Raw genomic sequence first — 18,000 nt, 5'->3', positions numbered from 1 at the left:
CCTCGACACCCCCCGCACCGTCTCACCAGCAGAGGTCGTCACGCCATGGCAGAACTGAACCGCCGCAGGTTCCTGCAGATCGCCGGCGGCACCGCCGCCGTCGCGATGCTGAACGAGAGCATCGCCCGCGCCGCCGCCATCCCGGCGCAGGGCAGCACCGGAACCATCCAGGACATCGAGCACATCGTCGTCCTCATGCAGGAGAACCGGTCCTTCGACCAGTACTTCGGCTCCATGAAGGGCGTACGGGGCTTCGGCGATCCGCGGCCGGTCCTGCAGGACAACGGCAAGCCGGTCTTCTACCAGTCCAACGGGACGAAGGACATCCTCCCCTTCAACCCGCAGGTCAACGACCTCGGCATGCAGTTCGTCGAGGGCCTGAACCACGACTGGGCCGGCGGCCACCAGGCGTACAACAACGGCAAGTACGACAAGTGGGTGCCGGCCAAGACCGCCACCACCATGTCGTACATGACGCGGAACGACATCCCGTTCCACTACGCGCTCGCCGACGCCTTCACGGTCTGCGACGCCTACCACTGCTCCTTCATCGGAGCCACCGACCCCAACCGCTACTACCTGTGGTCGGGTCACACGGGCAACGACGGTACCGGCGGCGGCCCGGTCCTCGGCAACCAGGAGGCCGGCTACGGCTGGAAGACCTACCCCGAGCGCCTGGAGACGGCCGGGGTGTCGTGGAAGGTCTACCAGGACGTCGGCGACGGCCTGAACGCGGCCGGCGGCTGGGGCTGGATCAGCGACGCCTTCCGCGGCAACTACGGGGACAACTCCCTGCTGTACTTCAACAGCTACCGCAACGCCCAGCCGGGCAGCGCCCTGTACGAGAAGGCCCGTACGGGCACCAACGCCAAGGCGGGCGAGGGCTACTTCGACAAGCTGCGCGCGGACGTGGTGGGCGGCACCCTGCCGCAGATCTCCTGGATCGCGGCGCCGGAGGCGTTCAGCGAGCACCCGAACTGGCCCACGAACTTCGGGGCCTGGTACATCTCGCAGGTGCTCGACGCGCTGACCGCCAACCCCGACGTGTGGGCGAAGACGGCCTTCTTCATCACCTACGACGAGAACGACGGCTTCTTCGACCACGTCGTGCCGCCGTACCCGCCCACCTCCGCGGCGTGGGGCCTGTCGACCGCCGACGTCACGAAGGACCTGTTCGCGGGCAACGCGAGCTACACGGCCGGTCCGTACGGGCTCGGCCCGCGCGTCCCGATGATCGTGGTCTCGCCGTGGAGCAAGGGCGGTTACGTCTGCTCCGAGACCTTCGACCACACCTCGGTGATCCGCTTCATGGAGAAGCGGTTCGGCGTGCAGGAGCCCAACATCTCGCCGTGGCGCCGCGCGGTGTGCGGTGACCTGACCTCGGCCTTCGACTTCACCAAGGCCGACGCGTCCAAGGCGGTCCTGCCGTCCACGGCCGCGTACGTCCCGGCGGACCACAACACCCACCCGTCCTACCACCCGGTCCCGCCGGCCACCGGCACCCTGCCCAAGCAGGAGGCCGGTGCCAAGCCGACCCGCGCGCTGGGCTACGCCCCGTACGTGGACGGCAAGGCCACCGTCTCCACCGCCAAGTTCACCCTGACCTTCTCCTCGGGTCCCTCCCTCGGCGCCCACTTCCACAGCACCTCGGGCAACCGTACGGACGGCCCGTGGCCCTACACGGTCGAGGCGGGCAAGACCCTGTCGGACACCTGGAGCACCAGCAGCTCCACCGGCAACCAGATCAACCTGACGGTCTGGGGCCCGAACGGCTTCCTGCGCACCTGGAAGGGCCCGGCGAAGAAGGCCGGTCCCGAGGTCACGGCCCGCCACGACGGTGCCACCGGCGACCTGGTCCTGTCCCTGACCAACTCCGGTACGGCGGCCGTCAACCTGACAGTCACCAACGCCTACGGCGGCGCGGCCCAGGTCCTGCGCGTCGCGGCGGGCGGCACGGTCGCGCACACGGTGCCCCTGTCCACCACGGCCCGCTGGTACGACGTCAAGGTCGTCTCCGACGCCGACACCACCTTCCTGCGCCGCTTCGCCGGCCATGTGGAGACGGGCGCGACCGGAGTCTCGGACCCGGCGATCACGACCGTCTGAGGTGTGCCCGCCCGCGGGACCGACGCGCGCGTCGGTCCCGCGGGCGCGGATCACACCGCGAAGCCCGACCGGGTCCGGCCGGGCTTCGCGGTGTGATCGTAGGGGTGGTGGGCAGAAGGTACGGCGGCAGTCCATTCAGCCCCGTCACCGAGGGAGAACGCATGGCCATCGCCCACCGCAGGATCGGCACCGGCCCCGTCCGCGTCATCGTGCTGCACGACTGGTTCGGCACCTCGGCCAACTGGGGCTCCGTGCTGGAGTACCTGGACCCGCGCCGTTACTCCTACGCCTTCCCCGACTACCGCGGCTACGGCGACCGCAGGGACGTCGCCGGCCGCTACACCGTCGCGGAGATCGCGGACGACGTCCTGACGCTCGCCGACGAGCTCGGCTGGGACACCTTCTCCCTGCTCGGCCACTCCATGGGCGGCAAGGCCATGCAGCAGGTCCTCGTCCGCGCCCCCGAGCGGGTCGAGAAGCTGATCGGGATCAACCCGGTCCCCGCCGCCCCGTACGAGATGGACGACGCCACCCACGAGCTCTTCTACGGGGCCGCCGCCAGTGCGGAGAACCGGCGCGCCATCCTCGACATCGTGACCGGGCGCCGCGCGAGCCCGTACTGGCTGGACCGGATGGTCGAGCACTCCCTGGCCGTGTCCCGGCCGGAGGCCTTCGCCGGGTACCTCGCCAGCTGGCAGCCGCTCGACCTGTCCGCCGCCGTGAAGGGCAGCACCGTCCCGGTGCTGGTCCTCGTCGGCGAGTACGACCTCGCGCTCACCGCCGAGGTCATGCGGGCCACCTGGCAGGTCTGGTACCCGAACTGCCGCATCCACCCGCTGCCCGGCGCCGGCCACTACGCCCCGCACGAGAGCCCGGTGGCCTTCGCCACCGAGCTGGAGGCCTTCCTGTCCGCCGACTGACCCCGCGGGCCGACCCGGCGGGCCGACCCGGCGGGCTGACTCCGCCGGCTGACCCCGCGGGCCGTGCGTCAGCTCTGCGCGGCGTCGTCGCCCGTCTGTCCGGCGCCCTCGGCCGCGCCCGCCTTCTCGCGCATCTTGCGCACCAGCTCCGCCTTCTGGTCGGCCGCACCCTGGCGGTCGAGGTTGCGGTGCGGACCGTTGTTCGCGCGTTCGGCGCGGGACAGCCTCTTGCGCTGGCCGCCGCCCATGCCCACGGGGTTGTTGATGTTCTTGCTCACGGTCACGGGTTCTCCCGGTAATGATGTGAAGTGATCTGCGGATTCATCGGTGAGGGACGGGCGGCGACGTCGGAGGACGTCAGCAGGGGCCCATCACGCTCTCACTCGTAAATCGGCGCCTGGAAGAACATGACAAAGACGTTACCCGGTCCCGTCGGCCCCGGACACCACCCCTTGCGCCGCCCCGGCGCCGGCCGGGCCCCCGGCGGGCGTCCGGGGCGGCCGTTTCCCTCCGGGACCGCCTTCAGCCGTGCGACTTCGGCAGCAGCCGGTCGATCAGGGCCAGGGCGATCGCCGACACGATGAAGGCGACGTGCACGATCACCTGCCACATCGTCTGCTGCCACGTCCACGTCTCGCCGGAGATCTCGATGAAGGACTTCAGGAGGTGGATCGAGGAGATGCCGATGATGGCCGTGGCCAGCTTGACCTTCAGCACGTTCGCGTTGACGTGGCTGAGCCACTCCGGTTCGTCGGGGTGGTCCTTGAGGTCGACCCGTGCGACGAAGGTCTCATAGCCGCCGACGATCACCATCAGCAGCAGGTTGGCGACCATCACCACGTCCACCAGGCCCAGGACCATCAGCATGGTCTTGGTCTCGGTGAGCGAGCCGATGTCGCCCACCAGGTGCGCGACGTCCTTGAGGAAGACCCACACGTAGACCATCTGCGCCACGATCAGACCCAGGTACAGCGGCAGCTGGAGCCAGCGGCTCAGGAACATCACCGCGCCGATGCGGTGCCCGACGGTCACCGGCGGGGGAGCCGCGGCGGGCGCGGACGCGAGGGGGCGTACGGGGGGTGCGGGGGGCGCGGTCGTCATGCTCGGCTCTCGTCGGCAGGTCGGGTCACGGAACCACTCCAGGCTCCCCGGACCGGGGCCGCAAGACCTCGGCCGGAGGTACGGAAGTCCTGCGCCGGCTCCATCTTTCGGACGAGCTCCCGGCTCCGCCTCAGGGCGGACTCAGCCGCCCCACCAGCCACTCCAGCGCCGCCGGCACCTCGCGCGCCCAGGTCTCGTAGTTGTGCCCGCCGCTCCCCAGGACGATCGAGGAAACCCGCGCGGGCGGCCGTACCGCCTCGATGAACTCCAGCGTCGCCGGGTACTGGTGCTCGCCCTTGCGGCTGCTCGTCACCAGCAGGGACACGGGCGGCTGGGACAGGTTCCGCAGCCGCCACAGCAGGTCGTTCTCCCGCCTGCGGCCCGCGTCGCCGCCGAACAGCTCGCCGGTGTCCGCGTCCTTCGCCGCCGCGTACGAGGCCGACAGCCCGGCCGCCGCCCGGTACGCGTCCGGCTCGCGCAGGGCCAGCTTCAGCGCGCAGTACCCGCCCACCGAATTTCCCATCACACCCCACCCCCGGGGATCCTCGGTGAGGCCGTAGTACGAGGACACCGCCGCCCGCAGGTCCCGCGCGAAGAAGGTCTCCGTCCGCGGCCCGTCCGGCACGTCCGCGCACTGCGTGTCCCGGGGCGGCGCCACCGTAGGAGTCATCAGCACCAGCACCGCCGGCCGCATCCTGCCCGCCCGGACCGCGTCCAGGGCCAGCTGCGGATACCGCAGCCGGTCGAGCAGCACCCCCGGCGTACTGGGGAACCCGCTCAGCGCCAGCACCACCGGGAACTCCGCGCGCCGCCCGGGCGTCGCGTGCACGTACTGCGGAGGCAGGTACACGTACGCCTGCCCCGACAGCCCGCTGCGCGACCCGCGCACGGTGACCGCCTCGATCCGGCCGATCACCGCCGGGTCGTCGGAACCGACGTGCCGCCACGAGTGCGTGCCCCGCACCAGCAGGGCCCCCTGCCCCGGGCCGTCCGCGGCCACCGCCACCGGGTCCTCGCGGCGCAGGGACAGCAGGTCGCGCCAGGAGCCGTAGAAGCCGTACGAGGAGTTCACCGCGAGCAGCAGCGGCGCCAGCGCCGTCAGGGCGATCGCCAGCTGGAGCCCGGCCCGGCCCAGCACCGGACGCACCCCGGGCCCGGCCAGCCGGGGCCACAGCCACACCGTGGCCCCGAACACCGCGGCCGCCACGAGCAGCAGCACCGGGACGCCGTCGAGGGCGAGGGTCAGCGCGAGGGGCGGGGCCTGCGCCGGGGGGAGCACGGGCCCGAGGGGGAACTCCTGCGCCAGGCTGAGCGCGGGGGACACGGCCGCCGGGCCCGGATCAGCCGACCGGACCGCGCGGGGCCGCGGCCACCGCGCGGTTCTCCCAGGCCCAGGCGGCGATCTCCACCCGGTTGCGCAGCCCCAGCTTGGACTGCACCGAGACCAGGTGCGTCTTGACCGTGGACAACGAGATGAACAGCCCGTCGGCGATCTCCTGGTTGGTCAGCCCCCGCGCGACCAGCCGTACGACGTCCAGCTCGCGCTCCGACACCGGCAGCCCGCCGGGCCCGGCACCCGGCGCCGCCGCGGGATGCTCACCGAGCCGCTCCAGCAGCCGCAGGGTCACCGCCGGGGAGACGAGCGCGTCCCCGCGCGCGGCCGCGCGCACCGCCTCCACCAGCAGGACGGGCCCGGCGTCCTTGAGCAGGAAGCCGCTGGCGCCGCCGCGCAGCGCACCGTAGAGGTAGTCGTCCTGGTCGAAGGTGGTCACGATCACCACCCGCAGCGGATCGGCCACCCCGGGGCCGGCCAGCAGCCGGGTCACCTCCAGCCCGTCCAGTCTGGGCATCCGTACGTCGACCAGGCACACGTCGGGGCGCAGCCGCCGGGCCAGCTCCACGCACTGCGCGCCGTCGCCGGCCTCGCCGACCACCTCGATGCCCGGCTGGGCGTCCAGGATCAGGGCGAAGCCGGTGCGGACCATCTCCTGGTCGTCGGCGATCAGGACCCGGATGTCGCTTTTCATGCCTTTGATCCTGCCAGGCCGTCCAGCAGCGGGAAGACCCCGGTCACCCGCCAGCCGCCGTCCGGCAGCGGGCCGGCGGTGAGCCGGCCGTCCACCGCCAGGGCCCGTTCGCGCAGCCCGATCAGGCCGAGGCCCCCGCGACCGCCGGGCGGGGCGTGGCCGCGCCGGGCGGCCCCGGGGGAGTTGGTGACCTCCACCGTCAGGTGTACTCCGTCGGTGGTCAGCCTCACCCGGGTGGACCGTGCGCCCGGAGCGTGCCGCGTCACATTGGTCAGCGCCTCCTGGACCAGCCGGTGCACCGAGGTCTCCACCTCGGGAGCCAGCCGTACCCGCCGCACCGGGTCCGCCAGCTCCAGCACGGCCCCCGGCCGGCCCGCGGCCAGCAGGCCCAGCTCCGCCAGCAGGTCCTGCGGCCGCACCGGCCCCGAGTCCTGCTCCCGCAGTACGCGGACCAGGCGCCGCATGGAGTCCAGTGTCTCGCCTCCGGCCCGCTCGATGGAGCGCAGCAGCGGATCGAGCCGCTCGGGCGCGTGCTCCCGGATGGCCTGGGCGGCCTGCGCCTGGACGACGATCCCGGTGACGTGGTGGGCCACGAAGTCGTGCAGGTCGCGGGCGAGTTCGTGCCGCTCGTGCTCCCGTACGGCCGCGACGGCGCGGGCCCGGCGTTCGTCGAGGATCCGCAGGTAGCCGCCGAAACCGGCCGCCGCCGCGGCGGCCAGGGTCAGCGCGAAGGCGGCGGTCTCGGCGGCCGCGTCGCTCGGCATCCGCAGCGGGGCGGCCGCCGCGGCGGCCCACAGCAGCAGGCCCAGTGGCACCACCCGGCGCGGGTCGGTGTACCGGGCGCACCGGGCCAGCAGCACCAGCAGCGCGGCGGACTCCAGGAGCCCCCAGCTGCCGCCGGTGCCCCGGTCCGGCAGCAGCATCCAGCCGGTGACGGCGAGCGAGAGCGGGGCGGCGAGCAGCGCGCGGCCGTCCAGGGGCAGGCGGAGCGCGCGGGCGGGGAGCAGGGCGATCGCGCCGACGGCGGCGCCGCAGACGAGGACGGCCCAGGCCCGCGGCCGCTCCACGGTGATCCAGTCGAGGGCCCAGACGAGCCCGCAGCCCGCTGCCAGCAGCAGCGCGGGGAATCTCTCTCTACGCATGGCCCTCTGCGGACGGGGTCGGGAAAAGCCCGTGGGGGGTACGAGGAAAACCTCGTACCCCCCACGGGACAAGCAGGGTGAGTGACGGGACTTGAACCCGCGGCCACCTGGACCACAACCAGGTGCTCTACCAACTGAGCTACACCCACCACGAAGGGCGGCGGACCACCCGTTCGATGTGCAAGCACAGCATAGCTGATCAGCGGGGTGCTCCCGCGACGCCTTATCGCCCGCCGCCGGAAACGGCGACGGCGGGCCCGCGCGGCTGACGGCTGGTGCTCGGTCAGCCCTTCTCGGGGCGTTCCTCCCCGTCCCCGCGCAGGCGGCGGGCTCGCTCGGCGATGCCGCTGGAGAGCTTGGCCCGCGCCGAGCCGGCCCGGTCCAGGGTCTCCCTGCCGAGGCTTCGGGCGGCACCGACCCCCTTCGCGCCCGTCTCGAGCGCCCTGTCCCTCGCCGCCGCTGCCGGGCAGCCATCAGTCCGAGGCGGTGCCCGTCCAGCTCCTCCGGAGAGGAGTCCAGCACCCGGTCGAGTTCGAGCACACGTCGTCGAGCTTCTCGTCGATCGTGGCGAGATAGTCGGTTATCTCGTCCATCGTCTGCTGCATCGCGAACTGGGCGATGAGCCCTGCGGCGCCGGCGAGAACCGCCGGGTTGGCCAGGAACGATCCCGGCCCCTTCGTGAATTCGACGACCCCCTGATCTGGCCCTTCTGTCCTCGTCCGGAAGGGCCCGACAGGCCCGACGCCATCCCGGCGGGCGGACTCGACCGGCGCGGCCGGTGTCGCCCGGGGCGGGGGCGCGGGAGGATCCGCGTATGGACCACGACTCCGATCCCTTCACGGCCGCCGACTACGCCGCCCGGATGGCCGCCGCCGCGCGGTCCGCCGCCGATGCGGGCCTGGCGGGCCTGCTGATCGCCCCCGGGCCCGACCTGGCCCACCTCACCGGATACCGTCCCGTCGACACCGAGCGGCTGACCCTGCTCGTGCTCGCCGCCGGGCAGGACCCCGTCCTCGTCGTCCCCGCGCTGGAAGCCCCCGACGCGGCGAAGTCCCCCGGCGCGGGCGCGCTCACGCTGCGGGACTGGGCCGACGGGAAGAACCCGTACACCGCCACCTCCCCGCTGCTGGACGTGACCGGCCGCTTCGGGGTCAGCGACAACACCTGGGCGCTGCACCTGCTCGGCCTGCAGCGGGAGTTGCCGGCGACCTCGTACGTCTCGCTGACCCACGCGCTGCCGATGCTGCGCGCGGTCAAGGACGAGCGCGAGCTGGCCCGGCTCGCGGCGGCCGGCGAGGCCGCGGACGCCGCGTACGAGCAGATCCTGCACGTCCCCTTCGCGGGCCGCCGGGAGAGCGACGTCGCCGCCGACCTGGCCGCGCTGCTGCGCGTGCACGGCCACTCCCAGGTCGACTTCACCGTCGTCGGCTCCGGCCCCAACGGCGCCAACCCGCACCACGAGGCCGGCGACCGGGTCATCGAGCGCGGGGACATGGTGGTGCTCGACTTCGGCGGCCTCAAGCACGGCTACGGCTCGGACATCTCCCGCACCGTCCACGTCGGCGAGCCCACGGAGGAGGAGCAGCGCGTCCACGACATCGTCCGCGAGGCACAGCTGGCGGGCGTGGCGGCGGCCCGGCCGGGAGCCGCCTGCCAGGACGTGGACCGGGCGGCCCGCGCGGTGATCACCGAATTCGGCTACGGCGAGCGGTTCATCCACCGCACGGGCCACGGCATCGGAGTCACCACGCACGAGCCGCCGTACATGGTCGAGGGCGAGGAGCAGCCCCTCGTCCCCGGCATGTGCTTCTCCGTGGAGCCGGGCATCTACCTCCCCGGGCGGTTCGGCGTCCGCATCGAGGACATCATCACGGTCACCGACAGCGGCTGCCGCAGCTTCAACAACGCCTCGCGGGAGCTGGCGATCGTCGAATAGGGTCCCGGCCCCTGCCCGTCGGGGTCCGGTCCCCGGCGGGCGGGGGCGGGGGCGGTGGCCGCGGCGTTCACGGGCCCAGGACCGCCGCCGATTCGGCCGGTACGTGGACCCGCCCGTCGGCGTCCGGAGGGGCGACGGGGAGCCAGGCGGCCAGCACCCGGACCCCGTTGCGGCCGAGGGCCACGGTCACCGCCTCCGCGGAGAGGTTCACCACCACGCGGACGTCACCCCGGCGGAACGTCAGCCAGCGGCGCTCCTCGTCGTGGGCGGTCCGCAGCGCCGCCAGATCGGGATCGCGCAGATCGGAATGGGTGCGCCGGAGCCCGATCAGGGTCCGGTACCAGTCGAGCAGCCGGGCGTGGGGTTCCCCTTCCGGCTCCGCCCAGTCGAGCCGGGAGCGGTCCCGGGTGGCCGGGTCCTGGGGGTCGGGGATCTCCTCCGCCTTCCAGCCGTGCTCCGCGAACTCCCGCCGCCGGCCCGCCCGTACGGCCTCGGCGAGTACCGGGTCGGGATGGTCGGTGAAGTACTGCCACGGCGTGCCCGCGCCCCACTCCTCGCCCATGAACAGCATCGGCACGAACGGACCGGTCAGCGCCATCGTCGCCGCGCACGCCAGCAGCCCCGGGGAGAGGGAGGCCGCGAGCCGGTCGCCCAGGGCCCGGTTGCCGATCTGGTCGTGGGTCTGGGTGTAGCCGAGGAAGCGGTGCGCCGGGGTGCGGGCGCGGTCCACCGGACGGCCGTGGTGGCGGCCCCGGAAGGAGGACCAGGTCCCGTCGTGGAAGAACGCCCGGGTCATGGTCTTGGCGAGGGCGCCGAGCGGAGCCTCGGCGAAGTCCGCGTAGTACGCCTGGGATTCGCCGGTCAGCGCGCAGTGCAGGGCGTGGTGGAAGTCGTCGTTCCACTGCGCGTGCAGGCCGGTGCCCCCGGCGCCGCGGGGGGTCGTCGTGCGCGGATCGCACCGGTCGGACTCGGCGATCAGGAACAGCGGCCGGCCGCTCTCGGCGGCCAGCTCGTCCACCGCCGCGGACAGCTCCTCCAGGAAGGTCAGCGCCCGGTCGTCGGCGAGCGCGTGGACCGCGTCCAGCCGCAGCCCGTCGATCCGGTAGTCGCGCAGCCAGGCCAGGGCGCTGCCCAGGAGGTACGCGCGCACCTCGTCGGAGCCCGGCGCGTCCAGGTTCACCGCCGCGCCCCAGGGGGTGTGGTGGGTGTCGGTGAAGTACGGGCCGAAGGCGGGGAGGTGGTTGCCGGAGGGGCCGAGGTGGTTGTGGACCACGTCGAGCACCACGCCCAGTCCGGCGGCGTGCGCGGCCTCCACGAACCGGGCCAGCCCGGCCGGGCCCCCGTACGGCTCGTGCACGGACCAGGGGGCGACCCCGTCGTACCCCCAGCCGTGCCGCCCGGGGAAGGAGCAGACCGGCATCAGCTCGACGTGGGTGATGCCGAGGACGGTCAGGTGGCCGAGGCGGGCGGCGGCCGCGTCGAAGGTGCCCTCGGGGGTGAAGGTGCCGATGTGCAGCTCGTACAGGACGGCGTCCTGGAGCGGGACCCGGGGGGAGGGGGCCGGCTCCCCGGGGGTGAGGGCGGCGAGGTCCACCACCGCGGAGAGCCCGTCGGGCCCGTCGGGCAGGCGCCGCCCGCGCGGGTCCGGGCGTACGGGGCCCAGCGGATCGGCCCCGGGACCGTCCGGGCGTACGGGGCCCGGCGGACCGCCACCGGGGCCGCCACCGGGACCGTCCGGGCCGTCGGGCAGCGGACCGCTCCCGGGGCCGTCCGGGCCGCCGCCCAGCTGGAACCCGTACCGGGAGCCGTCGGCCGCCGGGGCCTCGGCGACCCACCAGCCCGGCCGCTCCGGATCCGGCGTCATCCCGTACGCGGCCCCGTCGAGCCGCAGCGCGACCCGGCCTGTCAGCGGTGCCCACACCTCGAACTGCACGGACGGTCCCCTCGTCTGGCGGCGGTACCCCAACCTGCGTGTCCGGGCCATCATCCCGGGCCCGGTGGGGGAGTTCTGGACACTCTGCCCCCGACGGGCCGACAATCACCCTGTGACGTCGAGTTTCGAGTTCCCCGCATACCCCGCTCCGCGGCTCTCCGACGCGGAGCGCGACCGTGCGCTGGGCCAGCTCAGGGAGGGCGCCGCCCTCGGGAAGCTGTCCCACGACACCTTCCTGCGCCGCATGGAACTCGCCCTGGTCGCCCGCCGTTCCGAGGACCTCGCGGTGCTCACGGCGGACCTCGGGGAGCGGGAGGGGGACGAGAGCCCCTGGACCCGCCGGCTGTTCGGCTGGGTGGGGCGGGTCTCGGCCGTCTCGGTGGGCGTACGGCGGGCCTGGGCCGTCGAGAAGCTGCCCACGCTGCTCCTGCCGCACCCGAGCGCCGGACCCCTGCGGATCGGCCGTGACCCGGGCAACGGGCTGCGGCTCAGCCACGAGACGGTCTCCCGGGCCCATGCCGAACTGGGCATCCGGGACGGGGTCTGGGTGGTGAAGGACCTCGGCTCGACGAACGGGACCACGGTGAACGGGCGCCGGGTGACGGGCTCGGCGGTGGTACGGGACGGGGACCAGATCGGCTTCGGACGGATGTCGTTCAGGCTGTCGGCCGGCTGAGGCGCCCGGGCCCCGCAACCGGGCCCCGAATCCCGAATCCCGAATCCCGCGTCCCGGGACCCGGTTGTGCGGCGGGTGGTGTCCGCGCGGAGGATGGCACCCATGGAACACGCGTCTGCCGACCCCGTCGTCCGGCCCGCGCGCCCCGGGGACCTGCCCCGCCTGGTCGAGCTGATGCGCGAGCACATGGCGTACGAGAAGTCGGCGCCCCGCCCGGCCGATCTCGCCGACCGGCTCGGTCCGCAGCTGTTCGCCGACGGGGCCCGGCTCCGGGTGCTGCTGGCCGAGACCCCTGAGGGCGCGGTCGCCGGGTACGCCGCCTGCTCGGCCGAGTTCTCCTTCTGGGACGCCCGCCACCACCTCCACATGGACTGCCTCTACCTGGCCGAGGAGGCCCGCGGGCACGGCCTCGGCGCCGCTCTGATGGACGGCGTGGCCGACCTCGCCCGCGAGCTCGGCTTCGGCCGCGTCGAGTGGCAGACGCCCGACTGGAACGAGGGCGCGATCCGCTTCTACGACCGGCTCGGGGCGACCGGCAGGCCGAAGCTCCGGTACGCCCTGCCGGTCGAGTAGGCCGTCCTCCCCGGCCGGCGCCGCCCGCCCGGCCACGCCCGCGGCCCGGCCCGCGGCCACGCCCCGGCTACCGGCCCGCCGCCACGAGCCGGTCGTAGGCAGCCAGGACCACCCGGGACTGGTGCTCCACCTGTGTGGCCACCGGGACCCAGCGCGCCTGGAAACGGGCCGCGAACTCCTCGCACCACCCCGTGACGAGCCGGTCCACGGCCGGCGCCGCCGGATGCCCCTGGGCGAGCAGTACCCGGAGCAGCATCGCGGCGGCGCGCAGCGAGAGCCGCCGGCCGAAGGCGTCGATGCTCCCGATGTACGCCGCCGTCGCCTCGGCGGGAGCCGCGGCCCCCGTCCACTCGACGGTGATCCGGGGGATCAGCGCGAGCGTCCAGTCCACCGCGCGCAGCAGGGCGGCGGCCGGGTCCGTACCGGCGTCCGCGGCCTCCCGCAGCGCCGCCACCCGCGCGGCGTCGGCGGTGAGCCGTGCGGCCAGTACGCGCAGGGCGGCGCGCGGGTCGGGGTGCGGGGCCGGGTCGTCCACCAGGTCCGAGGCCCACATGGGGACTTCGACGATCGCGGTGGTTCCGGCGTGGCGGTGGGCGTGGTACCAGGTGCTGAGCCGGGTGTCCTCGGGGTGGAAGGCCCCGCCCGCCGCCGTCCCCGGCTCGGGCATCACGAAGATCCCGGCTCCGGGCGAGGGCCAGCCGGCCGCGTCGGAGGCGCTGGTCTCGACCGGAATGCGCAGCTCGGCGGCCGATTTGCCGAAGGGCTCGGCGAGGCCGGGTATGTCCCGGGTGAGCTGCACCCAGGAACCGCCGAGGTCGGTGCCGTGGAGGGAGACCTGGAGAGCGGGCCGGAGCTCGTCGATGAGGCGGGTGAGGACGAGGGTCTCGGGCGGGAGCCGGTCCGGGGGCAGTAAAGACGGCGCCCACTCGGGCTGTTCGGGGCCGGGCGGCCGGAAGAAGTTCCGGTGGTAGTCGAGCAGGGAGTACGGGCGGGGCGTGCGGTGCAGGGCCGCTCCGTCGGGGTCGGCACAGAGCAGGAAGTGCCAGCCGGTACGGGGGCGCGGACCGGTCCCGCCGCCGGGCCGGGTACCGGTGCCGGTACCCGGCCCGGCCGGGGTGTCCGGTCCCGTGGCCTCCCGGATGAGGGTCCGGGCGAGCGCGAGGGCGGTCGCACCGCCCACGGGCTCGTTGGCGTGGGCCCCGGCGACGACGAGCACGGTGTGGGGGGTGCCGCAGGGGCCCACGGAAAGCACCCAGAGGGGCTCCCCGGCCCGGGAGGTGCCGGCCTGCCGGAGCCGGACCAGGGAGGGATGTTCATCGGCCAGGGCGCGCGCGGCCAGGGCCAGTTCGTGGGGGGTGGGGTAGCACATGTCACGGATCAGGGTCACAGACGGTCCCATTCCCGTGGGGGGTGCGGGCTAGGCCGTGTTTTGGAAGTCGGCTCCCCGGTCGCCCCGGACCGACGAGAGCCCGGCCGATCGACCGGCCGGGCCGGTGCCGGGTTCCGTCAGCGGGTCGGGCAGACGTCCTGGGTGACCTTGCCGGCCTTGCCGCCGTTCGTCGCGGGGTCCAGGGTCAGGCACTTGCCGGTCCACCGGTTGATGAAGTAGTAGGCGCGCCGCCCGCCGTACTGGTCCGCCGGCATGATCTCCCAGAGCTGGTTGTCCGAGGCCCACCGGCTCTCGCACGGCCACCAGAACAGCTGCATGCCGTTGCCGGGCGGCACGCCGAGGTTCCACGGGACGGTGAGGCAGTAGCCGTTGCCCGCCTTGATCCAGTAGTGGTTCTTGCTGTCGTAGGGCGGCAGGGTGCCCGTCCACTGCTGGCTGCTGGGCGCCGGACTCGCGCAGGCCCGCTGTGTCACCACGCCTCCCGAGCCGTCGGGGAAGTCCTCGCCGCGCACCATGCAGCGGTTCGGGGCAGTGGTCGCGTAGGTCTGCCCGATGAACTGCTTGTTCGAGGTGACGGTCCACAGCGCCGGGTGCGGCGAGAAGATGTGGGCGTTGCGGTTGAGTTCGTTGACCACGGACATCGGGGTGACGCCGCCGGTGCTGCTCTTCTCGTAGAAGTTCACCGCGACGTAGTTGGGGTTGTGGCCCGCGGCGGGACGGCAGTCCTTGTCGATGCGGTTCTTCAGGGCCGAGCCGTTGTCGCCCGGCGCCTTGGCCTCGGGGTCCAGCACGCTCGAGTCGAACTGGTTCATGGTGAACAGCGGCGTCAGGGCCGTACCGGGCATGGGGTTCTGCCCCACCGGGTTGCTGTTGCGCGATGCGCAGCCGCTCGGCCGGCCGTCGTAGTCGTAGAGCGTCTCCACCGTACGGTTCCAGGTGTACATGAGGCGCCCGTACTCCTTGTTCCCGTCGCTGGACTTGACCGGGACGTCATCTCCCCACCTGTCCTGGAACACCACCAGGCGGCGGTTGTCGGAGACCATGTCGCGCAGCCGCGGCCAGTTCCGCTTGTCGATGTCGTACTGGTTGGGCGAGAACAGCAGGTTCTTCGCGTTCTTGGCCTCCAGCACGTCGGTGACCGCCTGCGTGAGCGATGCCCGGCTGGCGTAGTTCTCCAGGAAGACCGTGACCACTTCGTCAGGGTGGGCCTTGAGGAAGTCCACCACCCTGCTGAGCCCGCCGCGGAAGCTCTCGAAGCAGGCGAAGGTGGAGTGGCACATCATCAGGTCGACGTTGCCCTCCTGGTCGACGGCGACGTCGTAGGTGTCGAGCATCAGCCCGCGCACGCCGTCGTCGAGCTGCTGGGAGATGTTGCGCGACTGGTTCCTCGGCGGCAACCCCCCGGAGTTCGCGTAGGAGTTGTGGGTGGTCAGCGAGGACCACTGGTCGAGGCGGGCGTCTGCGTACTTGTCCCCGGACGCCGCCGCCGCGCTCGTGGGGGCGGGCAGCATCGCGGCCAGGACGAGCAGCGGAAGGACGGGCAGGGACAGCCTTCGCAGCACGCGGAAGCCTCTTGCAAACATGTGGTTCCCCAGGGTCGGGACGGTCGCTGGAACCGGAGCGGGCGTGCGGCACCGGTCGTCGAACGGCGGTGTGGGCGGCCCGGGGCACCGTGATGCCCGGCGGACCGGCCGCCGTCCGTGCCACCTCGAGCCAACACGGCGGACCCGGGGCCGGACCACGAAGTTCCACCGGCAGAAGTGGACGCAACGTCTTGGCATACTTCTGCCGGTAGCACCCGCCGACTCGGGGGGAACCACGCCGACCAGGGGATTCGAGTCATGAGCAACGAGGGGTTCGCCGCGCGCCTGCATGCTCTGCGAACGGGTGCGAGGCTCACCCAGGAGGAACTTTCGCAGGCCGCGGGGTTGAGCGTGCGGGCCGTTTCGGACCTGGAACGCGGACGCTCCCGGGGGCCGCAGCGCCGTACCGTCCAAGCCCTGGCCACCGCCCTGGACCTGGACGATGCGGCCGCCGCCGAACTGGCACACGCCGCGAACCTCGGCCGCATCCACCTCCGCCCCCGGCCCGGCTCCGGAGCCGGGCCCGCCGCCCGGCCAGAGTCACGGACCGTCCCGCACCACACCCTCCAACTGCCCCGCGACCTGAGCGACTTCACCGCACGCGGCTCGGCCCTGGACCGGCTCCGCGCCCTGGCCGAACACCTCGACCCCGCTCATCCGCCCGTTGCCGTGGTCAGCGGACAGCCCGGCCTGGGCAAGACCGCCTTCGCCGTCCACGCCGCCCACACCCTCGCCCCCCGCTTCCCGCACGGCCAGTACGCCATCGACCTGCGCGGCATGGACCCCCGCCCCACCCCGCCGCGCGACGCGCTCGCCCGGCTCCTGCGCGCCCTCGGCACCGCCGACGGCGCCCTCCCCGCCACCACCGAGGACCGCAGCGGCCTCCTGCGCTCCCTGCTGCGCGACCGCCGGATCCTCCTCCTCCTGGACAACGCCGCCGACGAGGACCAAGTCCGCCCCCTGCTACCCGGCCGCAGCCCCACCCTCACCATCGTCACCAGCCGCAGCACCCTCGCCGGCCTCGAAGCGGTCCACCGCCCCGAACTCACGCTGCTGCGCCGCGAGGAAGCCGTCGAACTCCTCACCCGCGTCATCGGCCCCGAACGGGTGGGCCGCGAGAGCCAGGCCGCCCGCGACCTCGCCGACCTGTGCGGCCACCTCCCCCTCGCCGTCCGCATCGCCGCACAACGCCTCGCCGCCCGCCCTGGCGAACACCTCACCAAACTCGCAACCCAGCTCGCCGAAGACACCACCCGCCTGGACATCCTGCAAGTCGGCTCACTGCAGGTCCGCGCCGCGTTCGCCCTCTCCTACCGGCAACTGCCCCCAGCCACCCGCACCGTCTTCCGCCGCGCCTCGCTCGCCTCCGGCCCCGACTTCAGCCCCCAGAGCGCCGCCCTCCTGGCAGGACTGCCCCTGCGCCAGGCCGCCACATGCGCACAGGACCTCACCGACGCCGGACTGCTCCAGCCCCACCCCACCGCCGACCGCTACCGCTTCCACGACCTCCTCCACCTCTTCGCAGCCGAACGACTCGCCGAAGAGGACGAGCCCGCGCACACCACCGCCGCCCAGAACCGGGCCGACCTCTGGACACTGCACCGCGCGACGGCCGCAGCCCGGCTCTTCGACACCGCACCCGACCCCGGCACCGGCCCCATCACCCCCGACCCCGATCCCGCCACCGCACCCGCCGACCTCGAACAGGCACGGGTCTGGCTGGAGGCCGAGAAGGCCCAGTGGCTCGCCGCCCTGGGCCGCGCCCAGGCCCGCGGCCTGCACCAGCAGGTCATCGACACCGCCGAGGCGATGCACTGGTTCTCCGACCGCACCCCGCACTGGGAAGCCTGGGCACAGGTCTTCCAGTGGGCCGTCGGCTCCGCCCGCGCCCTGGGCAGCAGACGCGACGAGGCCGTCCACCTCAACTACCTGGCCTGGGCCTGCAGCATGTGCCTCCACGACCACACCGCGGCCCTGACCACCGCACAGGCCGCCCTGGCCGCGGCGCGCGAATGCGGCGACCGGCTCCAGGTCGGCTGGGCCCTGGGCTACGCCGCCGGCGCGCTCCACCGGCTCGGACGAACCGGCGAATCCATCACCCGGCTCCAGGAAGCCGCCGACCACCTCAGCGGGCAGAGCGACCCCCAGAGCCGCCTCGCGGAACTCACCGTCCTCAACACCCTCGGCCAGCACCTGCGCCAGACCGGCCGCGCCGAGGAGGCCCTGACCATCCACCGACGCAGCGAAGCCATCTGCCAGGCCGGCATTCCCGGAAAGCCCCGGGAACTGATCGGCCTCTACCTCGCCGTGACCCGCCAGCACATCGGCAACGACCTCGCCGCCCTCCACCGGTGGAACGAAGCAGAACACCCCCTGAGCCACGCCCTCACCCACTTCCAGGCAGCGCAGACGCCCGCCTGGAGCGAACCGGCCCGCCTCGACCTCGGCATCGTCCTGCGCCACCTCACGCGCCACCACGAAGCCCGCGCGGCCCTGACCGCCGCACACGAGGCGCTCGTCCGGCTCAACAACCCCCGCGCGTCCGAAGCCGCCGACCACCTCCGCCAACTCGACCGGACGCTCGACGCCGCAGGTCCGTCAGCCGGCTGACGG

14 protein-coding genes and 1 tRNA gene are annotated in these 18,000 nt (G+C 73.4%); 6 read left to right on the top strand and 9 right to left on the bottom strand.

Annotated elements, in window-relative coordinates; all coding sequences use genetic code 11:
• The first annotated feature begins 45 nt into the window (after positions 1–45).
• The gene (locus OG904_RS04850) at positions 46–2,106 is read left to right on the top strand and encodes a phosphocholine-specific phospholipase C (RefSeq protein ID WP_405487719.1); all 2,061 of its coding nucleotides are present in this window, start codon (positions 46–48) and stop codon (positions 2,104–2,106) included.
• A 161-nt stretch (positions 2,107–2,267) separates the two neighbouring features.
• On the top strand, positions 2,268–3,026 hold the full coding sequence (locus tag OG904_RS04845) for an alpha/beta fold hydrolase (protein WP_405487717.1): 759 nt from the start codon (positions 2,268–2,270) through the stop codon (positions 3,024–3,026).
• A 68-nt stretch (positions 3,027–3,094) separates the two neighbouring features.
• Here OG904_RS04845 and OG904_RS04840 read toward each other — a convergent pair whose 3' ends face one another.
• From OG904_RS04840 to OG904_RS04815, 6 genes are all read right to left on the bottom strand, one after another.
• Positions 3,095–3,310 (bottom strand): DUF6243 family protein, encoded by a 216-nt coding sequence (locus OG904_RS04840; RefSeq protein ID WP_405487715.1) that lies wholly within the window; start codon positions 3,308–3,310, stop codon positions 3,095–3,097.
• A 238-nt stretch (positions 3,311–3,548) separates the two neighbouring features.
• A complete protein-coding gene (locus OG904_RS04835; protein ID WP_405487713.1) occupies positions 3,549–4,127 on the bottom strand; it encodes a TIGR00645 family protein in 579 nt (192 codons plus the stop codon).
• 130 nt (positions 4,128–4,257) lie between these two features.
• Positions 4,258–5,451 carry an alpha/beta hydrolase gene (locus OG904_RS04830; protein WP_405487711.1) on the bottom strand — a complete coding sequence of 398 codons (1,194 nt, stop codon included), beginning with the start codon at positions 5,449–5,451 and terminating at the stop codon, positions 4,258–4,260.
• Between the two features lie 16 nt (positions 5,452–5,467).
• Positions 5,468–6,154: a response regulator gene (locus tag OG904_RS04825; RefSeq protein WP_405487709.1), complete on the bottom strand. Its 687-nt coding sequence runs from the start codon at positions 6,152–6,154 to the stop codon at positions 5,468–5,470.
• The gene (locus OG904_RS04820) at positions 6,151–7,296 is read right to left on the bottom strand and encodes a sensor histidine kinase (RefSeq protein ID WP_405487707.1); all 1,146 of its coding nucleotides are present in this window, start codon (positions 7,294–7,296) and stop codon (positions 6,151–6,153) included. Before OG904_RS04820 ends, OG904_RS04825 begins: the two co-directional genes overlap by 4 nt.
• Before the next feature lie 76 nt (positions 7,297–7,372).
• Positions 7,373–7,445, bottom strand: a tRNA-His gene (locus tag OG904_RS04815).
• A gap of 665 nt (positions 7,446–8,110) precedes the next feature.
• Between OG904_RS04815 and OG904_RS04810 the strand changes: the two genes are divergently transcribed.
• Positions 8,111–9,232 (top strand): M24 family metallopeptidase, encoded by a 1,122-nt coding sequence (locus tag OG904_RS04810; protein WP_405487705.1) that lies wholly within the window; start codon positions 8,111–8,113, stop codon positions 9,230–9,232.
• A gap of 67 nt (positions 9,233–9,299) precedes the next feature.
• On the opposite strand, the gene treZ is transcribed toward OG904_RS04810, so the two are convergent.
• Positions 9,300–11,165, bottom strand: a complete 1,866-nt coding sequence (gene treZ, locus OG904_RS04805) for a malto-oligosyltrehalose trehalohydrolase (protein WP_405487703.1) — start codon at positions 11,163–11,165, stop codon at positions 9,300–9,302.
• Between the two features lie 112 nt (positions 11,166–11,277).
• On the opposite strand from treZ, the gene OG904_RS04800 reads away from it, so the two are divergent.
• Together OG904_RS04800 and OG904_RS04795 are read left to right on the top strand one after the other, a co-directional pair.
• Entirely contained in the window at positions 11,278–11,841 is a 564-nt protein-coding gene (locus OG904_RS04800; RefSeq protein ID WP_405487701.1) for an FHA domain-containing protein, read from the top strand.
• Positions 11,842–11,943: 102 nt separating this feature from the next.
• Complete coding sequence (locus tag OG904_RS04795) at positions 11,944–12,414, top strand: GNAT family N-acetyltransferase (protein ID WP_405487699.1); 471 nt, start codon at positions 11,944–11,946, stop codon at positions 12,412–12,414.
• A 67-nt stretch (positions 12,415–12,481) separates the two neighbouring features.
• Here the strand turns inward: OG904_RS04795 and OG904_RS04790 are convergent, their stop codons facing one another.
• Both OG904_RS04790 and OG904_RS04785 read right to left on the bottom strand, forming a co-directional pair.
• Positions 12,482–13,801, bottom strand: coding sequence for a M14 family zinc carboxypeptidase (locus tag OG904_RS04790; RefSeq protein ID WP_405487697.1), 1,320 nt, complete (start codon positions 13,799–13,801; stop codon positions 12,482–12,484).
• A gap of 119 nt (positions 13,802–13,920) precedes the next feature.
• The gene (locus OG904_RS04785) at positions 13,921–15,366 is read right to left on the bottom strand and encodes an RICIN domain-containing protein (RefSeq protein WP_405487695.1); all 1,446 of its coding nucleotides are present in this window, start codon (positions 15,364–15,366) and stop codon (positions 13,921–13,923) included.
• A 279-nt stretch (positions 15,367–15,645) separates the two neighbouring features.
• Between OG904_RS04785 and OG904_RS04780 the strand changes: the two genes are divergently transcribed.
• Positions 15,646–17,997 (top strand): NB-ARC domain-containing protein, encoded by a 2,352-nt coding sequence (locus OG904_RS04780; protein WP_405487693.1) that lies wholly within the window; start codon positions 15,646–15,648, stop codon positions 17,995–17,997.
• Positions 17,998–18,000 lie beyond the last annotated feature (3 nt).

Origin of the sequence: Streptomyces sp. NBC_00096 (assembly GCF_045041305.1) — a bacterium.
GTDB lineage: Bacteria > Actinomycetota > Actinomycetes > Streptomycetales > Streptomycetaceae > Streptomyces.
Note: the sequence above shows the minus strand (reverse complement) of the source record. Positions and strands in the feature narration are given on the sequence as shown.